Here is a 22,053-nt window from a genome sequence, read left to right as displayed (position 1 = left end):
CTGCATGTGATCAGTGTCCATGCTCGGCCTCCTCCTTCTCGAGTTCAGCCTTCAGCAAAAAGGCATTGGCGGTGGCGATCCGCCACTGCGCTTCGAGACCGGACTCGATGACCACGCGTCCTCCCGAACGCGCACCGGTGACCACCGGACGGGCTTGAAACCCGCGGCGCGTGCGAACGAAGACCACTTCTGCGCCATCGATTGTCTGGACGGCACTTTCCGGCACCGACATGCGGCCTGTATCGACCTCACCCGAGGGGCGGATACGTGCCTGCAGGAAGGCCCCGGGTTGCAGACCGGGGATCGGTCTTGCCAGCGACAGGACCGCCGTAGCGCTGCGGCTTTCGGGATCGAGCGAGGGAGTGACAGACCGCACGCGCGCACCCACCTCCCGGTTGTCCGCGATTTCCAGCGTCGCCTCGTCGCCAGGCTGGATGCGGCTTGCTTCAGCCGACGGGAGGGCAACCTCGACCTGCATGCCGCTCGGATTCACGACCTGATAGAGTTCTTCCCCGGCATCGACGAAGGAGCCGAGAACGATAGGCGCCGAGGTCACTCGGCCTGCGAGCGGGCTCGTGACCGCAAGGGAGCGCCCGTCGCCGCTAACGCCCGCCGCGGAGACTGCCGCCTGGGCGCGCGCAAGTTCCGACTGGGCGACCTGCAGATTTGCTCGCGCGGCCTCGAGATCCTGCCGTGCGGTGACATTGGCCTCGAACAGGCGGCGCTCCCGATCGTAGGCAGCGGACAGTTCGTTGACCCTCGCGCGCGCTGCGCTCAACTGCGCTGCGAGAGCAGCCGCGTCGGCGCTCTCGATGCGGGCAATCGTCTCGCCCTGCCTCACGTAATCGCCCAGCGTTTTGCCGACACTGCGGACCACGCCCGCCGCGCGGGCATCGATGCGGGCACTTGCCGTCGGGCTTGCCGCGACGGTGGCCGGGAAGACCAGCTCGACCGCCGATCCCTGGCCGACGGTTTCGACCACTATCTGGGACGCTTCAATTTGTTCGGCGCCAAGCAGGACAAGGCCTTCGGGAAGCTCGACCTCCTCACTCGTCTCCTCGGCGATTTGGTCAGCTTCGTTATCGGGCCACAGCATGAGCGCCGCGACTACAAAGAGAATGGAAAGGCCGATCGCAACGGCCAGACGTTTACGGTTCATCGGAAAATACCTCATTGTGCACCGAGCCAGATCAGTGTCGCCGCCAGGCGACCACGATCTTCCTGAGCTTGAATCAAAGCTTCACGGATGGTGTCACGCGCTTCGGCCGCAGCCAGAACTTCGATCAGCGGAAACCTGCCGTTGCGGTAGCCAATCCGAACGAGGCGCAAGGCTTCTTCGGCTTGGGGCAAGGACGTCTCCGCGAGGGTCTCGACCCGCGCTTCGGCTGCCAGAAATTGTCCGCGGGCCTGCGTGACCTCGAGTTCGTAATCGGTGCGGGCAATTGCTTCCCGCGCCGTCGCGGCGCGAAGCCGCGCTTCGGCAGCGGCGATGTTTCCCTGGTTGCGATTACGCAATGGAAGCGGGATCGAAACCCCCACGAGAAACGCCTGGTCTCGACTTTCCTCGAACCGTCGGACTCCGGCGGATATTGCCGGATCCGGAATGCCGAGAGAGCGTTCCCGGGCGATCGCGGCATCCGCGGCCTCGCGTTCGGCACGGGCGACCTGAAGTCGTAAGGCCGAAGGTGACGCGAGCAGCGTCGCCGGAGGTTCGATCTCGGGGAACACCGAAGGCACGTCCGTAGCAGGTGTTGCCTCGCCCCAAAGCGCGGCGAGCGCGTTCCTCGCCGTACTGTCGGCAGCCAGGGCCGCTTCAAGCTCCGCGAGCGCCTCCGCAAGTGCCGCTTCGGCACGAAGCGATCGCAGAGGAGGCTCCCGCCCAACATCGACCAGTACGCCTGCGATCCTGGCAAGCTCGCGATTGCGCTCGACTATGTCCCGCGCGAGTTCCAATCGGGCTGCCGCAGCGACGGCTTCGACATAGCGTTCGCGCACCGATCGCCCGAGCTGAGCAACCGAGAGCGCTCCTGAAAGGGTCGCGACGCGCGCTTCCGCCTGGGCGGCGCGGACGCGCGCTCCCCGTTTGCCGCCCCATTCGAGCCGCTGGCTCAGGGACAAAGTATACTCGGTGGCCTGCAATCCCGAAAACGCGCCGCTCCCGGCAATGTTTTCGGCTTCGAAAGCAATTTCTGGGTTGGGCCGCAGCCGCGCCTGGTCGACTAGGGCCCGCGCCGCGTCGGCTTCGGCCCGCGGTCCGATCAGGCGCGGATTTTCTGGGGGCTCATCTGCGCTGTCGACGATGCCCGCACGAGCGAGCGCAGCTTCGAGCGTCAGAAGCTCACGCTCCTGCGCCGCCACGGTCGTGGCTTGAGCGGCGAGGAACAGCCCTCCAAGGAGGACCCCTCGCCAATGAATGGCTGACATTTTTCGAATATTCCTCTGCTGACGATCCGAACTGCGCTGCGGCATGCAGCGCGGTGACGGTCGTCAGGCGCGAGGGGGGCGCTTCAGTCGGTCGGCAATGTCGGAAGCGAGCGCTTCGGCGGGAGGCGCATCGGGAACCACAACCAAGTGAGGAACCGAATTCTTCTGCACGGTGCTGGCAAAGCTCGCCCCATGATGACAATGGCCGTGCCCACACACGCCGTGTTGCTCGGTCGGCGCATCCGGATCGCCCGGAACTTCGTCAGTAGCTGCGGATGACGCGGACGCGCTGTCGAGCGAAACCAGAACGGGCGTGCTTCCGGGCGCCACTTCGGCGCCGCAAGCAGCAGCATCCGCCGCCGTCACGAACACCATCGCGACCAGCATGAGCAGGACGACGAAAGGATGCAGGACAAGGCGACGATAGCTTGTGGTCATGGATTCCGACGGCTCCTAGCAAACCGGATCAAGATTGCAAGCTCCGTAACACGATGAAGTATAAGTCGTTTGTTACAGTATAACAGTCCTCCAATACTGTTTCGGTCTTTTAGAACGGCGCGATCAGGCCGCGCGAAGCTCGGGATGGGGATGCTCGCAGCGATGCACTTCGATCGTGACGTGCACATATTCCGCATGCTCTGAAAGTCGGCTGGCATAATTGTCGGGCGCGAGCGGATCATCGGCGATGAGCGAGGCGATGACTGCATACTTGCCAGGACCGATCCGCCAGATGTGCAGATCGCCGATCGCGGCGTCCCGGTCCTCGAGCGCCTCGCGCACCTCTGTGTACCGTTCAGAGGCCGCTTCGGCGTCGACAAGCACGGCAGCGGTATCGCGCAGCAGTGACCATGACCAGCGCCCGATCACGAAAGCACCCACCAGCCCCATTGCCGCGTCCATCCATGCCCAGCCGAGGTACATGCCGGCGAGAAGGGCCACGATAGCCAGGACGGAGGTCAGGGCATCGGCAAGCACGTGGAAATAGGCGGAGCGCAGATTGTTATCGGCATGCGCATGGTCGTGGTGATGATGATGGTCGTGATCATGCCCATGGTGATGATCGGCACCAAGCAGCCAGGCACTCGCGAGGTTCACCACGAGGCCGAGCACGGCGATCCAGATAGCCTCGGTATAGGCAATCGTGAGCGGACTGACGAACCTTTGAGCCGATTCAACCGCGATCCCGATTGCGAAGATGGCGAGGACAAGCGCGCTCGCGAAGCCGGCGAGGTCGCCCACCTTGCCGGTACCGAATGTGAAACGCGGGTTGTTCGCATGGCGCTTGGCAAACCAGTAGGCGAAGGCCGCGACGCCCAAGGCACCTGCATGGGTCGCCATGTGGATACCATCGGCGAGAAGCGCCATCGATCCAGTCCACAGCCCCGCAACAATTTCGATCACCATCATCGCGGCGGTCAACGCGACAACATAGCGCGTGCGCTGCTCATGCGCGTCGTGCGAAGCGTTCAGAAAGTTGTGATCATGGGCGAGCGGTTTAGAGTCGGCGTGGTGCATGCGAGGCTGATAATCGGTATTACGGAAGGGCGAAACCTGAATGGAGCGTTCGACTCCGAGACCGAGGTGAATTTCGGACCTAGTAATTCCTTCCCGTCAGTCAGACCAAGAATCTGGTATTGCGAAAAGTAGGACCTCACTTCTCGCGATATCCGCTGCATTTACTCTCAATCCTACCTGTGCGATGAGCGTCAGCGTTTGAAAATCAACAAGATACGACAGGTATCCTATCGGTCCGATTCTGTTCATCCCGGGAAGGTCACAAGCTGGCCATGAATGCAAAAGTCATCACGAATTTCCAGCTTGGCAGCCGCGAATCCTCCTCGGCGCCGGATGTCTTGCCCTTGGCTACAGAGCATGCGCTGCAATCCGCCGGAGCTGCTTTCCATGCGCTCGCCGACACCATGCCGCAGATGGTTTGGTCGACTCTTCCCGACGGCTCCCACGATTATTACAATGCGCGCTGGTATGAATTCTCGGGTGTCCCTGTCGGATCAACCGACGGCGAAGGATGGGCCGGGATGTTTCATGAGGATGACCAGGCCGATGCATGGAATAAATGGAACCACAGCCTCGCTACCGGCGAACCGTACGAGGTTGAATATCGCCTGAGGCATCACAGCGGTGATTATCGCTGGATGATCGGTCGTGCGCTGCCGATCCTCAACGAGCAGGGTGAGATACAGCGCTGGATCGGCACTTGTACGGATATCGACGAGCAGAAGCGCACCGCCCTCCAAAACTGTTTGAAAGCGTCCAGGTCCTCAACGGCGCCAGCGCCTTCCTGAACGGTGCAGCACCGGGCGGATCGGGACTTGGCGGAAGCGTCAATCTGCAGCTCAAGAGGGCCGGAGACACCGACCTCAATCGCGTAACCGTTTCAGCCAGCGAGAATGCCCACTTCGGCGGCAGCTTCGATGTCGCTCGCCGCTTTGGCCAGAACGGCGAATGGGGCGTTCGCCTGAATGCAGCCTATCGTGACGGCGAAACGTCGATCGACCGTGAAGATCGCCGCACTCAGGTCGTGGGCGGTGCGATCGATTATGACAGTGGCCCGCTACGGGCAGCTCTCGACCTGGCGTTCCAGAATGTCCGGATCGACGCCTTGCGGCCGAAGGTCACCGTCGGAAGCGCAACGATCCCCGCCGTTCCCGATGGCGATGCGAACTATGCGCAGGATTTCACCTACACCGAACTGCGCGATGTTTTCGGCGCGCTGGCCGTGGAATACGATCTTGCCGACAATGCATTGGCATACTTCAGGGCCGGTGCGCGCGACGGGCGCGAGGAAGGCATTTACGGCGGCATTACCGTTCTCGATGCCGGTAGCGGTGCTGCCAGCGGCACGGCGCTGTTCGTCCCGCGGACCGACAATAACGAAGCGGTCGAAGCTGGCATCCGCGTGAAGTTGGGCGAAGCGATCACCCACGAGTTCAATTTCGGCGGCAATGCCAGCTGGCAGGTGAACCGCAACGCCTATGATTTCCGTTACGGGCCTGGTTTTGCCGGCTACGCCACCAATATCTACGACGCCCCGCAGGTCGAACTGCCGTCTTCGGCCCTCGTCGGCGGCGACCTTGAGGATCCCTTCCCGATTTCGCGGACGCGGCTCTGGAGTGCTTTCGCATCGGACACGATCGGGATGATCGAAGACCGTTTGCAGGTCACGGCGGGCCTGCGCCTGCAATCCATCAATGTGAAGAGCTACAGCTATTTCGGCGGCGACCTGGCGACCGAATACGATGAAAGCGCAGTCACGCCCGTAATCGGCGTGGTCCTCAAGCCCTTCGATGGCCTGTCGCTATATGGCAACCGGATCGAGGCGCTCCAGCAAGGTCCGACAGCGCTCCTCGATCCGGCGCTCGTCAGCAATCCGGGAGAGGTGCTCGCGCCCCGCAAGTCGCTGCAGTACGAGGTTGGAGGCAAGCTGGCACTGGGCGATGTCTTCGTCGGTCTCGGCGCCTACCGCCTTGAGCGACCGGGAGAGGGTGTGCTTGCCGACGGCAGCTTCGGATACCTCGGGGATCAGACGCACCAAGGCATCGAGTTCACGGTCAACGGCGATCTGACACCCAGCCTGAGGCTGATCGGCGGCGCAGCTCTGACCGATGCGAAGCTCGTCAGCGGCAACGAGGTACCTGGCGTTTCCGAATACACCGCCAATGCAGACTTGGAGTGGGACTTGGGCTTTGTGCCTGGCGCGACGATCACAGCGCGTGCAGTGCACACGGGTCCGCAGTGGGTCGATGCCGCCAACACGCTCGAACTCGATAGCTGGACGCGTATCGATCTCGGTGCGCGCTACGTCTTCGCGGCGGACGACACGCCGGTCACGCTCCGCCTTTCGGCCGATAATATCACGAACGAAAAGTACTGGGCCAGCGCGTTCGACGTCTTTTCTGCCGCACTGCTGCAAGGAACCCCGCGCACAATCAAAGCCAGCATCTCTGCCGACTTCTAAGTTGGGCTGCGATGGGGCCGCTAGTGGTCAGTCCGGTCCTGGTCGACAAGGCGCAGATAGCGGACATTCGGCTTGCGACCCGTGAGCGGACATTGGTCGCATTACACCGCTGTGTGAAAGCAGTCGTTGGGTTGGAATGGAGAGAACTCCGGCGATCGGGTGCTGCTCAACCCAACATAGATCCGGCGTCGGAGGCAGCTGTAGGGTAAGCAAACATAGTCGATTTAATATCGTCCGCATTAAGCCCATGTCGGATGGCTAAGCCGAAGATATTGATCAGTTCGTCAGCGTCAGGGCCGACCAGGTGAGCCCCAAGGATGCGTCCTGTTCCAGTTTCGACCAGCACCTTGTGGCCGTAGATCTCTTCGTTCAGCCGCCTTGCCGAAAACCAACCTGGGTGCGATCCAGCATTCACCGTGAAATCCAAACCTGCCTCGTGCGCCTCGCTTTCCAGCATTCCGACCCGCGCCGCCGGCGGCTCCGTGAAAAGTGCACTAGGAACCCCACAATAGTTCGGAGCTCGGCCGCTATCTTCGAGTATGTTCTCAAGAACCACTTTGGCATCATGACTGGAGACCGGAGTCAGTGGCGGACCATTTGCAGCAGCGTCACCCGCCGCGAAGACTTTGGGGTTGCTTTGGCTTCGTAGTTGAGCGGTAAGCACCAAGCGACCCTCGTCACAGGCGACGTCTCCCGCCCCCAGATCGAGCGAACCGATCGCAGGGACTCTTCCGGCAGCGTGCACCACCAAGTCCCCTTCGATCCTGCGGTCGCCAGCATGGACGGTCAGAACGCCGCCTCTCTTCGCTACGCTGTTCACCTCGGCGTCCACGATTTCAATGCCGAGATCGTCGAAACTCGGCATGAGCCAATCGACCGTGTCAGGGTCGAAGGCTTTCAGAATGCGGCCTCGTTGGATGATGGTCACCTTTGCACCTGCCCGCGCCGCGAGGTGGGCAAATTCCGCAGCTATGTATCCACCGCCGACGAATACGATCCGATCTGGAAGGGATTCGAGTTCTAGGAATGCATCGCTGTGGGTCAGCAACGGCTCGCCTTCGATGCCAAGTGATCGAGGCTCCGCCCCCGTCGCGATAAGAGCGTGGGAAAAACACAGTTCGGTCTCGCCTATCACGATCCGGCCGGGGCCAGCGAAGCGAGCCGTGCCGTGGAAGGTCGCGACGCCCTTTCGCTCGTAGCGAGCTTCCTGCTTTTCAGGGACGGGGTCGGTGAAGCTGCGCTTGAATGCCTGGAGGTCACCCCAGTCAATCGAAACAGAACCTTCGATACCCTTCCCCTTCAATCGCCTGTGTGCAGCGAGCGCTTCCTCTCCACTCACCATCATCTTTTTCGGATCGCACCCTCGGAGCGCGCATGTGCCACCGTAGGGCCTGTAATCGATAACCGCGCAACGCTTCCCGGCGTCGGCCATCTGGTGGACCGCGACCTGCGCAGCCGTTCCCGATCCGATCGCAATGAAATCGAAAGCCTCAGCCATTGCAGCAGTCCCCTTCCTGTATCGGAGGACAGCGAACTGTGCCGTAGGAGCAGAACACGCAGCAATCGCCGTGGAGCGGCTTGAGACGCACGCCGCAGCCCGTGCAAGTGTAGAAGAACATGCAGGCGTTGGTCGGCATTTCCATGTCTTCTTCATGACCGCATTCGGGGCAGCGCAAGCGCGAGATCAGGATCGGATCAGCCATAGAGGAAGGCACCTGTCAGCAGCGCAGCACCGATGGCAATCCCTATGGCGGTCAGCGCTCGATAGGTCGGTGATCCGCATGCACTGTCCGCCGGGCATGTTTGTGCCTGCCTAAACTGCCAGAGCAAACGGAGGGTCGCAGCGAGGAGAAGAGCCGACGCGAGGGTCAGCAGGGGGAGGCGATAGGGGGCTACGACAGGCGAGATGCTGCCAAGCCACGCGGAACCCACACCAACTGACGTAAGCGTCAATGGGAGTGCACAGCAAGCAGCTGCTCCGAAGGCAGCAAAGACACCGCTGCCCGCCGCTAATCCGTTCCACCATGTGCTGAAGCTGCGCACCAGTCGTCCCTTTCCAAAACCCGATTCCCGCAATTATTTACAGTCTGTAGCAACTACAGACTCAAGGGGTTTCGTGTGAAAATCGGTGATGTATCGAAACAGACCGGATGCAAAATCGAGACAATCCGATATTATGAGCGGATAGGAGTCATCGACCCGCCTCCACGAAGGGGCGCTTACCGCGACTACGGTCCTCGGGACATCGAGCGGCTGCGTTTCGTTCGGCGTGCGCGCGAACTCGGCTTCTCCCTTGAAGAGGTGCGGGCGCTGCTCGACCTCACACCGGGGCCCGATGTGCATTGCGATCAAGTGCAATCAATCGCGGAACAGCATCTCGGGAACGTCCGCGCCAAGCTGGCGGACCTCGCGCGCATGGAAACTGCTCTGACAAAATTGATCAGGCAGTGTGGCACTACCAGTGATGATCGGTGCCCGGTATTGGAAAGCTTAGCCGGCGAAGGCTAATCCAGCAGATCCAAGCTACGGACCAACGTTCCATCCAACACTCACAATTGACTCAGCCTGCCAGAGCAGAAAAGCAAGCGGTCCGCTTTCGGGCACCTTGCTATGCGCGGGCTACGTCCAGAATCCGGGCGTATTGTGTTGAAAAACTCTGCCACCCGTTTTGGTCGGTAACACTAGAACTTTGGCACGCCTCGTAGTGTAACAATGATTCAAGCGGCAAGCTCACTCTGAATTTTTGTTGCCCGAAATTAACCTCCGGCGCGGCGGGGCCGACTTTTTCAACACAATACGGGCGTAAAGCTGACATTGATATCGCCCAACTCGCATAGGGAGAAATTGAATTTGGAGTCCCGAAAAAGGCATCGAACCAATGCATTAGACGGCTTTTGAGGGCCTTTTGAGGGCTTTTTGGAGACGACCGAATTCCTAGCTATCTGATAAGACGTAAAAAATTATTTCGAATGTGATGCCTCTTCTGGGGCAGGTCAGTAACCTGCATCCTCCGGGATGGTCAGGATATTCTTGCCATCTCGCTGCAAGACCCGCGGCAGGACAGGCAAGATCGTGCGCGCCAGCGCGCGATCTACGCAGTCCGCAGCACTGTTCGCCTTGGACAACAGTTCCAGGTTCAGTCGGGTCGGGAAAATGACCGTGCGCTCGCCCGATTTGCCCATCTCCAGAGCACGATTGGGTGACAGCCATTCTGCATCCACCGTCTCATAGCCATCGCACGCGGCAATCTGGCGTTCGGGGGCTCGAGCGACGTAGAACCAGGTGTCAAACCGTTTCTTCATGAAGACCGGGGTAATCCACCGGGCAAAATCGGTGAGACTGTCGAGCCGCAAGATCACATCGGACTGCCGGACGACATCGAGGAACGATCTTTCGCCCTGTTCGACTGCCCTGCGGCTGTCCGGGTCACAGGCCCCTTCGAAAGGGCTGCCATCGCGGTTGACCGCCAGCAAAATGCCAGCCTCCTCGTAAGCTTCGCGGATCGCAGCGATCTTTAAAATTCTCTGGGTCGTATCGACCTGATCCCACCCGTCAGAGTAAGCGGCCCATTCCTCCAAAGAATCATCTGAATGGGGTTTCCCGCCAGTGAAGACCAGTGCTCCAGATGCGAAGTCGATCTGATGATGTCGCTTCACCATGAGAACCTGAAACTCCGGTTCATCCCGCACCAGCAGCATGGTGGCGGCAGGCACCGCCTCGGCAGGTTTCTGCTCGGTCATTTCCACTCTTCTCCCCGGATGTAGCCAATATCGGTGCCGGGCGGCCGTGATCGAAGCGTTTCCAGCGTATGGTCTTATCAGTTCCATCTAGGAATGAGTGCTAATCCCGCGCAAGCCAGAACAATTCCTGCCAGTAACAACGATTGGTCGGCCAGCAAAGCGGCAGAGACGATCAACGCGCCGACCACGGGACCCTTGACGGGGGTGCTGCGGTGCCCTTCCCGCGTCAGATGGTTCAGACTGGCTGGGTCGATGGAAACCTGAATCGTACCCGATCGAGCGACCGAGGTAACGTTCTCGATTAGCTCGGGCAGCGATGCCGAGAAATCCAGCAGGCCACTGCGGACCTTGGCCAAATGATCCCGCGCGGCTCCGATCGAAAATCGCTCGGCAAACAATTGCATCACGATCGGCTTCGTTTCTTCGGCGATATTGTAGTCCGGCGCCAAAGAGCGAACGAAGCCCTCTGCGGTCAGCAGGGTGCGCAGCAAAATAGCGAGGTCGGGCGGCAATACGAGGCGATAATCGCGCAATAATCCGAAAACCCGATCGAAAATTGCCGCGAATTCTATCCCGGCAAGAGCTGTGCCGCTAAATTCCGCGATCAGCTCATCCAGGTCCATCACCAATTGCGCGCGATCCACGAGTGGATTGCCTGCCCAGTCGAGCAGCAGATCGGCCACCTTGTCTATCTGTTCGTTCGCGATAGCGAAAATCAGTCGGACGATTTCCTGACGCCGCGCGCCGCTGAGAAAGCCGACCGAGCCGAAATCGATGAAGCCTACCTGGTTCCCTTCCATCCAGAAGACGTTGCCGGGATGCGGGTCGCCATGAAACTCTCCATTGAGAAGGATCATCCGTAGCACTGCATCGGCATAGCGCTTCGCGAACTGGGCATTCCCTGCCGGATCAGTTGCCGGGTGCCGCGACGCGGGCTTTCCGCCCAGGGCTTCCTGCACATTGATCGTCAAGCCTGTGAGTTCCCAGTGGATCGCGGGCGTCTTCACCCCAAGCATCTCCAGATAACCGCCAATCCTTTCACAGGCACGTGCTTCTGCCGCCAGGTCCATCTCCCGCGCTAAATTCTTGGCGAATGTCTGAAGGAATTCCACGGGTCGATAGCGGGCAATGTCGCTTGACCGACGCTCGGCGAGGCCCGCGAGCCGTGTCAACAGCCTCATGTCCGCCTCGATCCTAGACGCCATGCCGGGTCGGCGGATTTTCACGATAGTCTCGCTTCCGTCCAGCAGGGTTGCGACATAAGTCTGCGCGATAGAGGCTGAGGCGATCGGGTTTCTCTTGAAAGCGGCGAATTCACGTTCCCAGTCGCTGCCCCAAGCCGATACAATCACCGGTTCGATCTTATCGAACGGCAGCGGTTCCACCTGGTCGTGGAGAGTGCCGAACGCGGAAATCCAGGGTTGTGTAAACAGATCGCTTCTGGTCGCCAGGAGCTGGCCAAGCTTTATTCCGACAGGGCCGACATCGCGCAACAGCGCCACCACCGATGCAGGACGCAAGTCCTCGGTATCTGGCTCATTCTCCGAAACCGGCATAAAGCCAAGCAAGCTTCCGAGATTTTTCAGACCGTGCCGGGCGAAAATCTGACCGAGTTCTGCTAGCCGCGTCAGTTCACCGACACTGTTTTCCAGATCATGCTTCATCGGCTTTCTTCGCAAGTGTCAGCCTGCTTCTGATTCTCCGCAACTTTTCGAAGCATCGTACGCAGGAGGTCGATTTGAGGCGCAGACATTCCCTTCCAGAGAATTTCGTGGAGTCGATCAGCCGCTTCGCGCAGTTCCGGCCAGATGGTTCTTACTTGCTCGGTGAGGTGGAGGTTCCAAACTCTTCGATCGTGCGCCGCCCGCTCTCGCTCGATCAAACCTTTTTCAACCAAAACTGCGACAGCCTGTCCTATCGTCGCCGATTCAAGCTCGAGCAGGCGAGAAATCTCGGTCTGTGTTAGCGTAGGTTCTCGCAACAAGGACGCGATGATCCGCCATTGTGTTTGATTGAGGTCGAGCCCCACGATCAGAGCGTCGAAGGTCCGCCGAGCGGTCCTGTTCACCTCTTCTAGCAAATAAAGGATGTCATCCTTTTCGTTGGGGGCGTAATCACGTATCTCATCTTTCGGCATATGCTTATCCATAGCGCTATCTTGGAAGACTCGCGCATGCCTGGCGTGTTCAAGCTCAGCGTCAACCATATTCGCTAGCAGTGCCGCCATGCAAACACTCGCTGATTTCACGCTACAGCAGAAACTGAATCCGATGGTCGCTCAAGCTGATAAGGAACCGAACGGCGCTGGGTGAGTGCGGGGGCTCCGGCCACCTCGCCTGCCACGACTGCCGGGATGTTATGATCGCATGCGCTCGGCGTCCCTCATCTGAGCATCAGACCCCCTGAAGGGCAAACGCGGGCGTGAACGCGGGGCATGGGCTCGATTTCGAGTGATTATGGCTCGCTGCCCAGATTGTCATGCATCCTAGCCAGCGATCTGCGTAAGCGCTCCAGTTCCCCAAAACGGATCCCCCCGAGCAAGCGAGCATACATTGCATCAGCTTCTACTCGCATCTTGGGAAGTAGCTCGATTGCGGCAGGGCGTAAATGAACCCGCCAAACGCGCCTGTCGTTCTTCGCGCCTGCGTCTTTCCACCAGCTCAAGTTCTTCCAGGCGATCAATAGTCTGGCCGATGCTAGCGCGCTCTAGCTTCAGTTCCCGAGCCAGCTCTGTCTGGGTCATGCCTGGGCTCCGAAAGATAAGCCAATATACGCCATTGCGTCCGCGTGAGCCCGAATTGTTCAACCGAAGAATCGGCGGTCCTGCGCAAACGCCGGGTCACTTCCTCCATAAGAAAGAACAGCCGATCGGTATCGGTGAGGGAACTTGCCCCCCTTTGTATCCGCGTCATAGCCCGTCATGGCAGCCATCTAGGGCAACCTACCATAGCGGATCAGGAAATAAAGCCGTTTACTGTAAATCGATTTACAATATGAGGTTGCGGTATGCAGTCGCAAACTTTCCATATCGGGGGAGATGGTGGCATCTCCATAGCAGCCGAAGCGACCGGAAATGCCGATGCTTTACCGGTCTTACTCGCGCATGGGGGCGGCCAGACCCGTCACGCATGGAAACGTGTCACAGCCGATCTCGCCAATGCGGGATTTCGTCCGATCGCAATTGATATGCGCGGTCATGGCGACAGCGAATGGTCTGCCGAGGGCGCTTACGAAACGCGCGACTTCGCTTCAGATCTCGTTGCGATCGCTTCAAAAATGGACCGCAAGCCAGCGCTCGTCGGGGCCTCCCTTGGCGGGCTGGCCGGACTGATCGCCGAAGGACACCTTGCGCCGGGCCGCTTCGCGTCGCTCACTCTCGTCGACATCGCGCCGCGTATGGAGACGGGGGGCGTTATGCGCGTAGTCGGCTTTATGGAGGAGCACGTGGAGACCGGTTTCTCTTCACCGGACGAAGCGGCAGAGGTCATCGCGCGCTACATGCCACATCGCCGCAAGCGCGGAGCCGGCAAGGGCTTACGGCGCTATCTGCGAGAGAAGGAAGACGGCCGCTACTACTGGCATTGGGATCCGGCCTTTATCCGCAACATCACACTAGCCAAGCGAAGCGATCCGGCTCATCAGGAACGCCAGTTTGATGCGCTGAACGATGCAGCCAGCAGGCTTTCGCTGCCATTGCATATTATTCGCGGCGGATCGAGCGATCTGGTTTCCGAAGACGCGGTCGCGCAATTGCTCGAACTTGTTCCACACGCTGAATACACCGACATCGCAGAGGCAACACATATGGTGGTTGGCGATGCCAACGATGCCTTTTCGGCAGCGATACTCGATTTTCTCAAGCGTAATCACAGTCCGCAGGGAGCCGTTACATGACCGATAATCTGACAAGGATCGATCCTAAGCGCCTCGAAGAGATCCTGCAGATTACCCCGTTTCACCGGTGGCTTGGCCTCACTTTACGGTCATGCTCGAACGAGCAGCTTGAACTGGAGATGCCTTGGCGCGACGAGATCGTGTCAAACCCGGCAATCGGTTCAGCGCATGGCGGCGTGCTCGCCTCTCTGATCGATTTAACCGGGCTCTACACCTTATTGTCGCAAGGTACAGGGGCCAAGGCGACCGCCGATCTGAGGGTCGACTACCACCGCCCGGCAACCTCGGGACCACTCGTAGCATCGGGCAAAATAATCAAGATCGGTAAAAATATCTCGGTCGCTGAAACACGTGTATACGGTCCTACTGGCAACCTTTTGGCTAGCGGCCGCGGTGCCTACGTATGCTAACAGCGTTATCCTAATGGAACTAACTGCAGGGCGAAAATTAGCAGGTCTGTTCCTCGAAGACCTGCAAAATAGTCCCACGACTTTCAGAGCGAATTGCGTCGCGATAGCCGCCTTCCAATGAGTGACGTGACCCCCTGATCTTCCCCCAGCTGGGATTAGAGCCGAGCTGCGTTGATGCGTATGAGCGCGGTTGAAGCAATGGGCTGCGCAGCGGAGCCCGTAGGGCGTGGCGAAGCAGGCCATTGCTTATCTAGTTCGGCGGCGAACGCCGCCGGTGTCGCGTAGCCAAGGGATGAGGGCGGTCTCTTTCGGTTGTAGTCTTCCACCTGACCTGCCCCATCAGGGTGGTCCACCGGTTAAGTTAGAGTTCCGGCGGTTGGGGTCGCCCTGCTGGACGGCCTGGAGCGCAGCGTAAGGCAGCATGGCAGGACGAGGCAAGATCGTTTGTGGGGCCGGCGGCTGGTAGCCCAGCGAAGAGGGATTCATGCAGCGAACACCGCTGCCGGCCTCTCCCTATCACATCATCGACGATATTGAGCACACGGAACTTTTGTTCGGACGCCACCAAGTCGTGAGCAAATAAAAGTTCGAAAAAGAGGGCTCGACACAGCGAAGCGCCGAACCCTCTTGCGATTAGCGAGTAAGTTTAAAACTTGCCGCGCACGGTGATGCCGTAAGTCCGCGGTTCCGCAAGAAAAGCGGAGAACGTTTGTTGCGGAGCCACGAAAGGCGTGTTGAAGGCCACCTGCGTATACCCAACGTCAAACAAATTATTGACCCATCCCTCGATCGCGAAGCGATCCGCAATATTGGTCAGACCCACACGCCCGTTCACTACGACGAAGCTGTCCTGTTCCTTGCCGAAGAGCAGGTCGGAGCCGGTGTTGTAATCACCAGCCATACGAGCGTTCACGAAGACCAGGCCTTCGAGCCCACTGTCGCCGATTGGCGGCGTCCACGTAAGCGACGATGTTGCCACGATCTCTGGTGCATTCGACAGGTTGTCGCCTGGCAGCAAGCGTAGTGCGGGGTCGAGCGGTGCCCCGGTATCGTCCCCGATAAGATTGTCTTCAAAGCTCGTATCAGAATAGGTGACGCCAAGGGTAATATCCAAATCACGAGCGGGCCGTAGATAGGTTTCGATCTCGACACCTTGAGCGATCACACCTGGTGCAACTTCATCGGAAGAGCATGCACCGGTTGTCGCGCTTGCGTCTCTGTCGGCCCCGCCGAGATCGCTATCGCAACTATTGACCGTCTGCACAATGTAGAACGCCCCATTGAACGTGTTCAACTGGAAGTTACTGAACTCTTGCCGGAAGCCTGCAATGCTAACCCCGAACTCGCGTGTCGAGTATTTGAGGCCGATCTCATATGCATCGACTGTTTCTTCATCGAACTGCAGCGCGGCTGCCGAGATATTGGCCGGATCGAACGCAAGCGGATTTGACAGTGCAGACCTGTCGAGGTTGAAACCGCCCGCCTTGTAGCCGCGTGAATACGAACCGTAGACTAGCAGATCGGGAGTTGGCTTCCAGCTCAGGATAGCCGTGCCGGTAAACTCCTCTTCTTCGCGCGAGTCTTCGAGAGAAACTCCATCGAGCTCCAATGTCGAATTGCCTTGGCAGGAAAGGCTGATGATACCACCGGCCAGAGGTGCCAAAGTCGGAACACCCAGAAAGCCTCCGAGCAGATTGCGGTTTGTCGGACAAACCGTGTTGTCGTTGCGGAAAGTTGCGTCGAAGTCCTTGGTTTCGTTTGTATAACGAAGCCCCAGCGTCAAATCGAGCGTATCCGTGATCGCAAAGATATTATGCGTGAAGAACGCGAAGTTCTCACTCGTCTGATTGTAGACCTCGCTGACCGTTCCCAAATCGCTGATGCTTGCAAGGTTGTTGATACCTGCGAGGATCGCCGGGGTTGCAGCGCCGAATGCCGGGCTTCCGGTCAGCGTACCGTCCAATGCCGCCACGTTGGCACCCAGGCAATTGGAAGCCCCCGGATTGACCAAAGCCGGGTTGATCGCGATAGCGATGCGGCACGCTACGAAATTGCCGTACTGGGTGCCGAACCGCAGATTGTCACGCACCTGCAGTTCTTCATTGGCGTAATACGCGCCGATCAACCAATCGAGTTTGCCATCGAAGGCCTCACCGGTAAGGCGCAGTTCCTGAGTGAATGTTTCAAAGTCTCGAGCAAGAGCATTCTCGGTCGGAGCGCGGTAGAGAATATCGACAGTAGTGTAATCGGTGTCAGATCCCTGGCTGTTGGCATATTCACGGTAGCCCGTGATAGACGTCAACGTGACGTTCCCGAAATCCCAATTGATCTCAGCCGAAATACCGTAGTCTTCGGTTTCGCCTTTATAGCTTCTGCCCGGCGTAGGGTACAGGTCGCGGTTGAATGTATCCTGGGTGAGGGCACGCGGATCCTGCCCAAGCGCAAGCAACACGGGAACGATCGGATTTGCGGTACTCGTCAGGGCGGCCCCATCCGATGGCCTCGTAAAGGGATCAAATCCAGCGCTGATCCGTGCAAGCGGAGCAAACTCGGGCTGGACGAACGTCGCGGCACAGCACGCTTCGTCCTTTTTGGAATAATCCCCGACAAGGCGAATGGACAGGTCGTCATTGGGTTCGAACAGGAGCTGACCGCGGACCAGATAACGATCGCGATTGTTGATCGTCCCGCCGTTGGTAATATCGTTGTAGAAGCCGTCGCGCTCAAAATACACGCCGTCCACACGCGCAGCTACGGTGTCGCCAAGCGGAGCGTTTATGCCACCTTCGACGCGGATCGCATCATAGTTGCCATAAGTGAAGGCCCCGTATGCGCTGAAATCGAACTCGGGCGGTGCGGTGTAGATATTGATCAGGCCTGCCGATGAGTTCCGCCCGCCCAGAGTACCTTGGGGACCGCGAAGGATTTCGACCCTGTCGATAGGGCCGAGCTCACTCAGGGCGCTTCCCGAACGAGAGCGATAGACTCCATCGACAAAAACCGCGACCGAACTTTCCAGACCAGGGTTGTCGCCGACCGTGCCGATACCGCGAATACGCGCGGAACCGTTAGCTTCGTTGCCGGTGGAAGACACCAGCAGGGACGGTGCAACCTGGTTCAGCTCACGTATGTCGCTGGCGCCCGAATTCTGGAGGGTTTCTCCGGAAACAGCTGACACGGCGACTGGAACATCCGCCAAGACCTGCGATCGCCCTTGCGCGGTAACAATGATTACGTTTTGGTCTTCGACATCGGCCCCTTCAACCAGATCCGCATCGGGTTCGCCAACATCCTGGGCGAAGGCGGCTGTCGGTGTGAAGGCAAGTGCCGCTGCCAATGCACCAAGGGCGCAATGGTGGCGTGATGGAAATCTTTTCATGTGCCTCTCCTCTAAGAATGTGCCCCATCCTAGGCACTAGTCGATGTTAGAAACGATGCCGATAATCGCGTTTCATTTCAAGACTTGGTAGATGAATTGACGGATTATTTCACATTGTCGACAAGCATGTGGCAAAAATGCCATGCAGGTCACTACATGCAGGTTTCTAGTAGCCAGAAAGCTTGGAAAATCGGTCCTTTAACCAGCTCGACGAACCGAAGCTCTGCTCCAGCACGCGGGCGCGCTTGAGATAGAAGCCGACGTCGTACTCATCGGTCATGCCGATCCCGCCGTGCAGCTGGATGCCCTCGTTTGCCATGGTGTGCATAACGCGGTTGGCTTCCGCCTTGGCGATGGTCGCCGCGCGCGCCACGCCGAAGCCGGCATCGACGGCTTGCAGGCCCGCCTCGACCGCGCTGCGCATCTGGGCGAGATCGGCGAAGAGGTCCGCGATGCGGTGTTGCAGCGCCTGGAAGCTCGCCAGCACCTGGTTGAACTGCACGCGCTGCTTCAGATAGTCGAGCGTGTCGTCGAACACTTGCTGCGCCATGCCGAGCATTTCGGCTGCGGTGAGCACGCGCGCGCGGTCGAGCACGTCATCGAGCAGGCTGTCGCCGCCATTGGCGAGCTTCTCCGCCGCCGCGCCGTCGAAGGTGACGTCGGCATGGCTGCGCTGGTCGGTCAGCTTGCGGGTGGTGAGCGCGACGCCGTCGCCTTTCTCGACCAGGTAAAGCCCGTCCTTCGCCGCGACGACGAACAGGTCCGCACCATGCGCTTCATGGACGAAGGCCTTGGTGCCGCTCAGCTTGCCGTCGGACACACTGGTCTCGATCTTCGCAGGATCGTGGCTCGGCCCTTCGTCGACGGCGAGGGTGGCGATGGCCTCGCCGCTCGCCAGCCTGGGCAGCCACCTGGCCTTCTGCTCGTCGCTGCCGCCAAGAACGATCGCCGAGGCGGCGACGGTGTTCATCACCAGCGGGCTGGCGGTGAGCGTCTTGCCGAGTTCCTCGACGACGAGGCCCGCGGACAGGAAGCCGAAGTCCGACCCGCCATGCTCTTCGGGGATGATGACCCCGGCCCAGCCCATCTGCGCCATCGTCGCATAGGCGTCGCGGTTGAAGGCTTCGGGCTCGCCGCTGGCGCGGACCTTGCGGAATTCGGTGACCGGGCTTTCGTTGACGGTCCATTCGCGCGCCATATCTCGCAGCATTTCCTGTTCTTCGTTGAGAACGGCCATTGTCCTTGCTCCCCTCTCTTACTGGTGGTCGAGCATGCCGAGCACGCGCTTGGCGATGATGTTGTTCTGGATTTCGGTCGAGCCGCCATAGATGGTGGTCGCCTTGCCGAAGAGCCACGCGCGCACGGCCCCGAGCTCGCCGTCCGAAAAGCCGTCGCCTTCCCAGCCGAGGCCCTGCAACCCGCGGATTTCGATCAGCAATTCGCTGCGTTCCTGGCTCAGCTTGGTGCCGAGCTTCTTGAGCACAGAGCTGATTTCGGAGACGCCGCCAGCTGCCTTGCTCTCTTCCATCGCGCGGCGCGCGGTGAGCAGGAAGCTGTTCCAGCGGATTTCGAAATCGGCGATCTTGTCGCGCAGCACCGCATCGGCGAGTTCGCCGTCGGCGCCCGTCGACTGGTACTTCTTGGCGATATTGCCAAGGCTCTGGCCCATGAGTCGGGCGAGGCTGCCGCCGCCCGAGATGTTGGTGCGTTCGTGCTGCAGAAGGCGCTTGCCGATGGTCCAGCCCTGGCCTTCCTCGCCGACGAGATTGTCCTTGGGCACCTTCACATCGGTGAAGAAGGTTTCGCAGAACGGGCTCGTGCCGCTGATCATGGTGATCGGGCGGACTTCGACGCCGGGCGTGTCCATGTCGATCAGCATGAAGCTGATGCCCTTGTGCTTGTCGCTCTTGTCGGTTCGTACAATTGCAAAGCACTTGTCGGCCCATTGGCCGCCGCTGGTCCAGGTCTTCTGGCCGTTGACAAGGTAGTGGTCCCCCTTGTCCTCGGCAAAGGTCTGGAGGTTCGCGAGGTCAGAGCCGGCATTGGGTTCCGAATAGCCCTGGCACCAGCGGATTTCGCCGCGGCAGATCGAGGGGATGTGTTCCTTTTTCTGCGCCTCGTTCCCGTATTCGAGCAGCGTCGGCCCGAACATCATGACGCCCATGCCGCCGATCGGGTTGTAGGCACCCGCCTTGGCGAATTCCTGGTCGATGATCTTGGCCTGCGCCTTGGTGAGGCCGCCGCCGCCGTACTCCTTCGGCCAGGTGGGGGTGCCCCAGCCGCGCGCGCCCACGGCTTCGCGCCACTCGGTCTGCGCCGGCGTTTCGTTGGTGGGGCCGTCCACGCCGGCCAGTGCGTTGGACTGGCCCTTGAGTTCGGCGGGAAAATTGTCCGCCAGAAACTGCTGCACTTCCGCGCGGAAGGCGTCTTCGTCGGTCTGGGTTGCGGGCTCGATTTGTGTGGCCATGGGTGTTTTCTCGAAGAATCAAGGAAAGACAGATAAGAATGTAGGCTACGGGGACGAGGATCCCTCCGTCAGTATTGTTGTTCGGGTAGGTGAAGAACCAATCCATCCAGCATCGGCTTCATCGGAATCTGACAGGCAAGGCGACTGTATTCAGTGGTGCCTTCGGCGAACTGCAAGAGGTCGGCCTCCATTCCATCATGCATAAGCCGACCCACCTTGTCGATCCATTCGGGATCGACATGCACATGACAGGTCGCGCAAGCACATACCCCTCCGCAATCGCCATCGATACCCGGCACGTCATTGTATAGCGCCGCTTCCCTGGCTGTCTCGCCTTCTTCTATTTCGACCTCCCGTCGCTCACCATCGCTAGCCACGAACGTAATTTTGATCATCTTGAACTCCGCATTTCGATCTCGAGAGTCAGCGGGCGTGGAGCCGCACCGGCAGCCTGGTGATTCCGCGGACGAGGTTTGAAAAAAGACGCTCTGGTTCACCTGTAACCTCGACCCGGGAAAAGCGCTTGTGAATTTCTTCCCAGATGATCCGCAGCTGCAGTTCCGCGAGCCGGTTTCCCATGCAGCGGTGAATGCCATAGCCGAATGAGAGGTGATGGCGCGGATTTTTGCGGTCGATGATGAACTGGTCCGCGCGCTCGATAGCACTCTCGTCGCGGTTGCCTGACAGGTACCACATCACCACCTTGTCGCCCTTCTTGATCTGTTTGCCGCCGATCTCCCAATCTTCCAGCGCGGTGCGGCGCATATGAGTGAGGGGGGTCTGCCAACGGATGATTTCCGGAACCATTTTGCTAATGAGCGAAGGATCCGCGTCGAGTTTCGCGTACTCGTCCGGGCTTTGGTTCAAGGCGAGCACGCCGCCGCTGATGGAATTGCGTGTCGTGTCGTTTCCACCGACGATCAGCAGCATAAGATTGCCGAGAAACTCGAGGAACGGCATGTCGCGCGTGGCGGGAGAATGAGCCATCATCGAGATGAGGTCGTTCTTCGGCTCCTCGTTTATCCGTTCGTCCCACAGAGTCTTGAAATACATCGCGCAACCGATGAGTTCTTCGCGCCGCGCCTCGTAGGATTCGACGATCCCGGTTTCAGGTGCCGCAGTTGCTACATCGGACCAGCGCGTCAGCTTGCGCCGCTCCTCCCAAGGGAAATCAAACAAGGTTGCCAGCGTCATCGTCGTCAACTCGATCGCAACCTTATCCACCCAGTCGAAATCTTCGCCAATCGGGAGTTCATCGAGAATCTCTCCCGCGCGCTTGCGGATGATCGGCTCGAGCAGTTGCAGGTTGGACGGAGCCACTGCCGGAGTCACCGCCTTGCGCTGCTGATCGTGCTTGGGCGGGTCCATCGCTATGAACATTTCAAGTTCGAGCGCGCCTTCCACCGAATGCATGTCCTGGATTGCAATTCCGCCTAGCTTCGCTTCCGAAGAGAAGACCTTATGATTGGTGTCCACCGCCATGATGTCGTCGAACTTGGTAATGGACCAGTAAGGGCCGACATAGCTCTCGCGGCAGTAGTGGACAGGTTCTTCGGCGCGCAACCTGTCAAAAAATAGACCGATGGTATCGTTCTGAAACAGGCTTGGCCGGGCCACGTCGATTTCCTCGATCGGAATTGACGCGATCCTCGCCGCGGCATCCGGCTCGGCGATCTGGCTGTCCATAAGAACTATTCCTTCTACATCTCAGGCCTGATCGGCCTTCAGTCATCCTTAAGGGAGACATCTCGTGCAGTCAATAA

Annotated in this window: 20 protein-coding genes and 2 pseudogenes; 5 read left to right on the top strand and 17 right to left on the bottom strand. The window is 59.4% G+C overall.

The window, feature by feature from the left end; genetic code table 11:
- Positions 1-10: 10 nt before the first annotated feature.
- The 4 genes from GRI48_RS06970 to dmeF all read right to left on the bottom strand — a co-directional run bounded on the left by GRI48_RS06970 (position 11) and on the right by dmeF (position 3,939).
- Positions 11-1,159, bottom strand: a complete 1,149-nt coding sequence (locus GRI48_RS06970) for an efflux RND transporter periplasmic adaptor subunit (RefSeq protein ID WP_067679325.1) — start codon at positions 1,157-1,159, stop codon at positions 11-13.
- Between the two features lie 11 nt (positions 1,160-1,170).
- Positions 1,171-2,469: a TolC family protein gene (locus GRI48_RS06965; protein WP_237451753.1), complete on the bottom strand. Its 1,299-nt coding sequence runs from the start codon at positions 2,467-2,469 to the stop codon at positions 1,171-1,173.
- 18 nt (positions 2,470-2,487) lie between these two features.
- The gene (locus tag GRI48_RS06960) at positions 2,488-2,862 is read right to left on the bottom strand and encodes a hypothetical protein (protein WP_054523295.1); all 375 of its coding nucleotides are present in this window, start codon (positions 2,860-2,862) and stop codon (positions 2,488-2,490) included.
- A gap of 123 nt (positions 2,863-2,985) precedes the next feature.
- Positions 2,986-3,939 (bottom strand): CDF family Co(II)/Ni(II) efflux transporter DmeF, encoded by a 954-nt coding sequence (gene dmeF, locus GRI48_RS06955; protein WP_160673267.1) that lies wholly within the window; start codon positions 3,937-3,939, stop codon positions 2,986-2,988.
- A gap of 383 nt (positions 3,940-4,322) precedes the next feature.
- Between dmeF and GRI48_RS06950 the strand changes: the two are divergent.
- Together GRI48_RS06950 and GRI48_RS06945 are read left to right on the top strand one after the other, a co-directional pair.
- Positions 4,323-4,664: pseudogene (locus GRI48_RS06950) on the top strand (PAS domain-containing protein); the annotation flags it as partial.
- A complete protein-coding gene (locus GRI48_RS06945) occupies positions 4,640-6,400 on the top strand; it encodes a TonB-dependent receptor (RefSeq protein ID WP_237451751.1) in 1,761 nt (586 codons plus the stop codon). The pseudogene GRI48_RS06950 and the gene GRI48_RS06945, both read left to right, overlap by 25 nt.
- Before the next feature lie 166 nt (positions 6,401-6,566).
- Here the strand turns inward: GRI48_RS06945 and GRI48_RS06940 are convergent, their stop codons facing one another.
- Genes GRI48_RS06940 through GRI48_RS06930 form a run of 3 tightly spaced genes read right to left on the bottom strand, consistent with a single transcriptional unit; the run spans position 6,567 to position 8,443 of the window.
- The gene (locus tag GRI48_RS06940) at positions 6,567-7,898 is read right to left on the bottom strand and encodes a dihydrolipoyl dehydrogenase family protein (RefSeq protein WP_123880469.1); all 1,332 of its coding nucleotides are present in this window, start codon (positions 7,896-7,898) and stop codon (positions 6,567-6,569) included.
- Positions 7,891-8,103, bottom strand: a complete 213-nt coding sequence (locus tag GRI48_RS06935) for a GDCCVxC domain-containing (seleno)protein (protein ID WP_053833516.1) — start codon at positions 8,101-8,103, stop codon at positions 7,891-7,893. Before GRI48_RS06935 ends, GRI48_RS06940 begins: the two co-directional genes overlap by 8 nt.
- Complete coding sequence (locus GRI48_RS06930; RefSeq protein WP_082347936.1) at positions 8,096-8,443, bottom strand: mercuric transporter MerT family protein; 348 nt, start codon at positions 8,441-8,443, stop codon at positions 8,096-8,098. Before GRI48_RS06930 ends, GRI48_RS06935 begins: the two co-directional genes overlap by 8 nt.
- Positions 8,444-8,518: 75 nt before the next feature.
- Here GRI48_RS06930 and GRI48_RS06925 point away from each other — a divergent pair, with 75 nt between their 5' ends.
- Entirely contained in the window at positions 8,519-8,908 is a 390-nt protein-coding gene (locus tag GRI48_RS06925) for a MerR family transcriptional regulator (RefSeq protein ID WP_046903606.1), read from the top strand.
- A gap of 485 nt (positions 8,909-9,393) precedes the next feature.
- On the opposite strand, the gene GRI48_RS06920 is transcribed toward GRI48_RS06925, so the two are convergent.
- From GRI48_RS06920 to GRI48_RS14295, 4 genes are all read right to left on the bottom strand, one after another.
- Entirely contained in the window at positions 9,394-10,140 is a 747-nt protein-coding gene (locus GRI48_RS06920; protein ID WP_103025102.1) for an NUDIX hydrolase, read from the bottom strand.
- A 77-nt stretch (positions 10,141-10,217) separates the two neighbouring features.
- On the bottom strand, positions 10,218-11,804 hold the full coding sequence (locus GRI48_RS06915) for an ABC1 kinase family protein (RefSeq protein ID WP_160673265.1): 1,587 nt from the start codon (positions 11,802-11,804) through the stop codon (positions 10,218-10,220).
- Complete coding sequence (locus GRI48_RS06910) at positions 11,801-12,367, bottom strand: MarR family winged helix-turn-helix transcriptional regulator (protein WP_160673262.1); 567 nt, start codon at positions 12,365-12,367, stop codon at positions 11,801-11,803. The genes GRI48_RS06915 and GRI48_RS06910 overlap by 4 nt, the downstream gene beginning before the upstream one ends.
- Positions 12,368-12,697: 330 nt before the next feature.
- Positions 12,698-12,883, bottom strand: coding sequence for a MarR family transcriptional regulator (locus GRI48_RS14295; RefSeq protein ID WP_228135198.1), 186 nt, complete (start codon positions 12,881-12,883; stop codon positions 12,698-12,700).
- A gap of 263 nt (positions 12,884-13,146) precedes the next feature.
- Between GRI48_RS14295 and GRI48_RS06900 the strand changes: the two genes are divergently transcribed.
- Together GRI48_RS06900 and GRI48_RS06895 are read left to right on the top strand one after the other, a co-directional pair.
- Positions 13,147-14,034, top strand: a complete 888-nt coding sequence (locus GRI48_RS06900; RefSeq protein WP_011415890.1) for an alpha/beta fold hydrolase — start codon at positions 13,147-13,149, stop codon at positions 14,032-14,034.
- On the top strand, positions 14,031-14,444 hold the full coding sequence (locus GRI48_RS06895) for a hotdog fold thioesterase (RefSeq protein WP_160673260.1): 414 nt from the start codon (positions 14,031-14,033) through the stop codon (positions 14,442-14,444). Before GRI48_RS06900 ends, GRI48_RS06895 begins: the two co-directional genes overlap by 4 nt.
- A gap of 155 nt (positions 14,445-14,599) precedes the next feature.
- On the opposite strand, the pseudogene GRI48_RS06890 reads toward GRI48_RS06895, so the two are convergent.
- The 6 genes and pseudogenes from GRI48_RS06890 to GRI48_RS06865 form a co-directional block, all read right to left on the bottom strand.
- Positions 14,600-14,779: pseudogene (locus GRI48_RS06890) on the bottom strand (IS3 family transposase); the annotation flags it as partial.
- 311 nt (positions 14,780-15,090) lie between these two features.
- The gene (locus GRI48_RS06885) at positions 15,091-17,823 is read right to left on the bottom strand and encodes a TonB-dependent receptor (RefSeq protein ID WP_160673258.1); all 2,733 of its coding nucleotides are present in this window, start codon (positions 17,821-17,823) and stop codon (positions 15,091-15,093) included.
- A gap of 166 nt (positions 17,824-17,989) precedes the next feature.
- Positions 17,990-19,060: an acyl-CoA dehydrogenase family protein gene (locus tag GRI48_RS06880; RefSeq protein ID WP_160673255.1), complete on the bottom strand. Its 1,071-nt coding sequence runs from the start codon at positions 19,058-19,060 to the stop codon at positions 17,990-17,992.
- An 18-nt stretch (positions 19,061-19,078) separates the two neighbouring features.
- On the bottom strand, positions 19,079-20,290 hold the full coding sequence (locus tag GRI48_RS06875) for an acyl-CoA dehydrogenase family protein (protein ID WP_160673252.1): 1,212 nt from the start codon (positions 20,288-20,290) through the stop codon (positions 19,079-19,081).
- A gap of 68 nt (positions 20,291-20,358) precedes the next feature.
- Positions 20,359-20,685 carry a 2Fe-2S iron-sulfur cluster-binding protein gene (locus GRI48_RS06870; RefSeq protein ID WP_006834191.1) on the bottom strand — a complete coding sequence of 109 codons (327 nt, stop codon included), beginning with the start codon at positions 20,683-20,685 and terminating at the stop codon, positions 20,359-20,361.
- A 28-nt stretch (positions 20,686-20,713) separates the two neighbouring features.
- Positions 20,714-21,976 (bottom strand): cytochrome P450, encoded by a 1,263-nt coding sequence (locus GRI48_RS06865; RefSeq protein ID WP_160673249.1) that lies wholly within the window; start codon positions 21,974-21,976, stop codon positions 20,714-20,716.
- Positions 21,977-22,053 lie beyond the last annotated feature (77 nt).

The sequence above is a fragment of the Qipengyuania oceanensis genome (genome assembly GCF_009827535.1).
GTDB classification, from domain to species: Bacteria; Pseudomonadota; Alphaproteobacteria; order Sphingomonadales; family Sphingomonadaceae; genus Qipengyuania_C; species Qipengyuania_C oceanensis.
The sequence above is the reverse complement of the archived record's forward strand: the minus strand, read 5'-3'. Positions and strand labels throughout refer to the sequence as shown.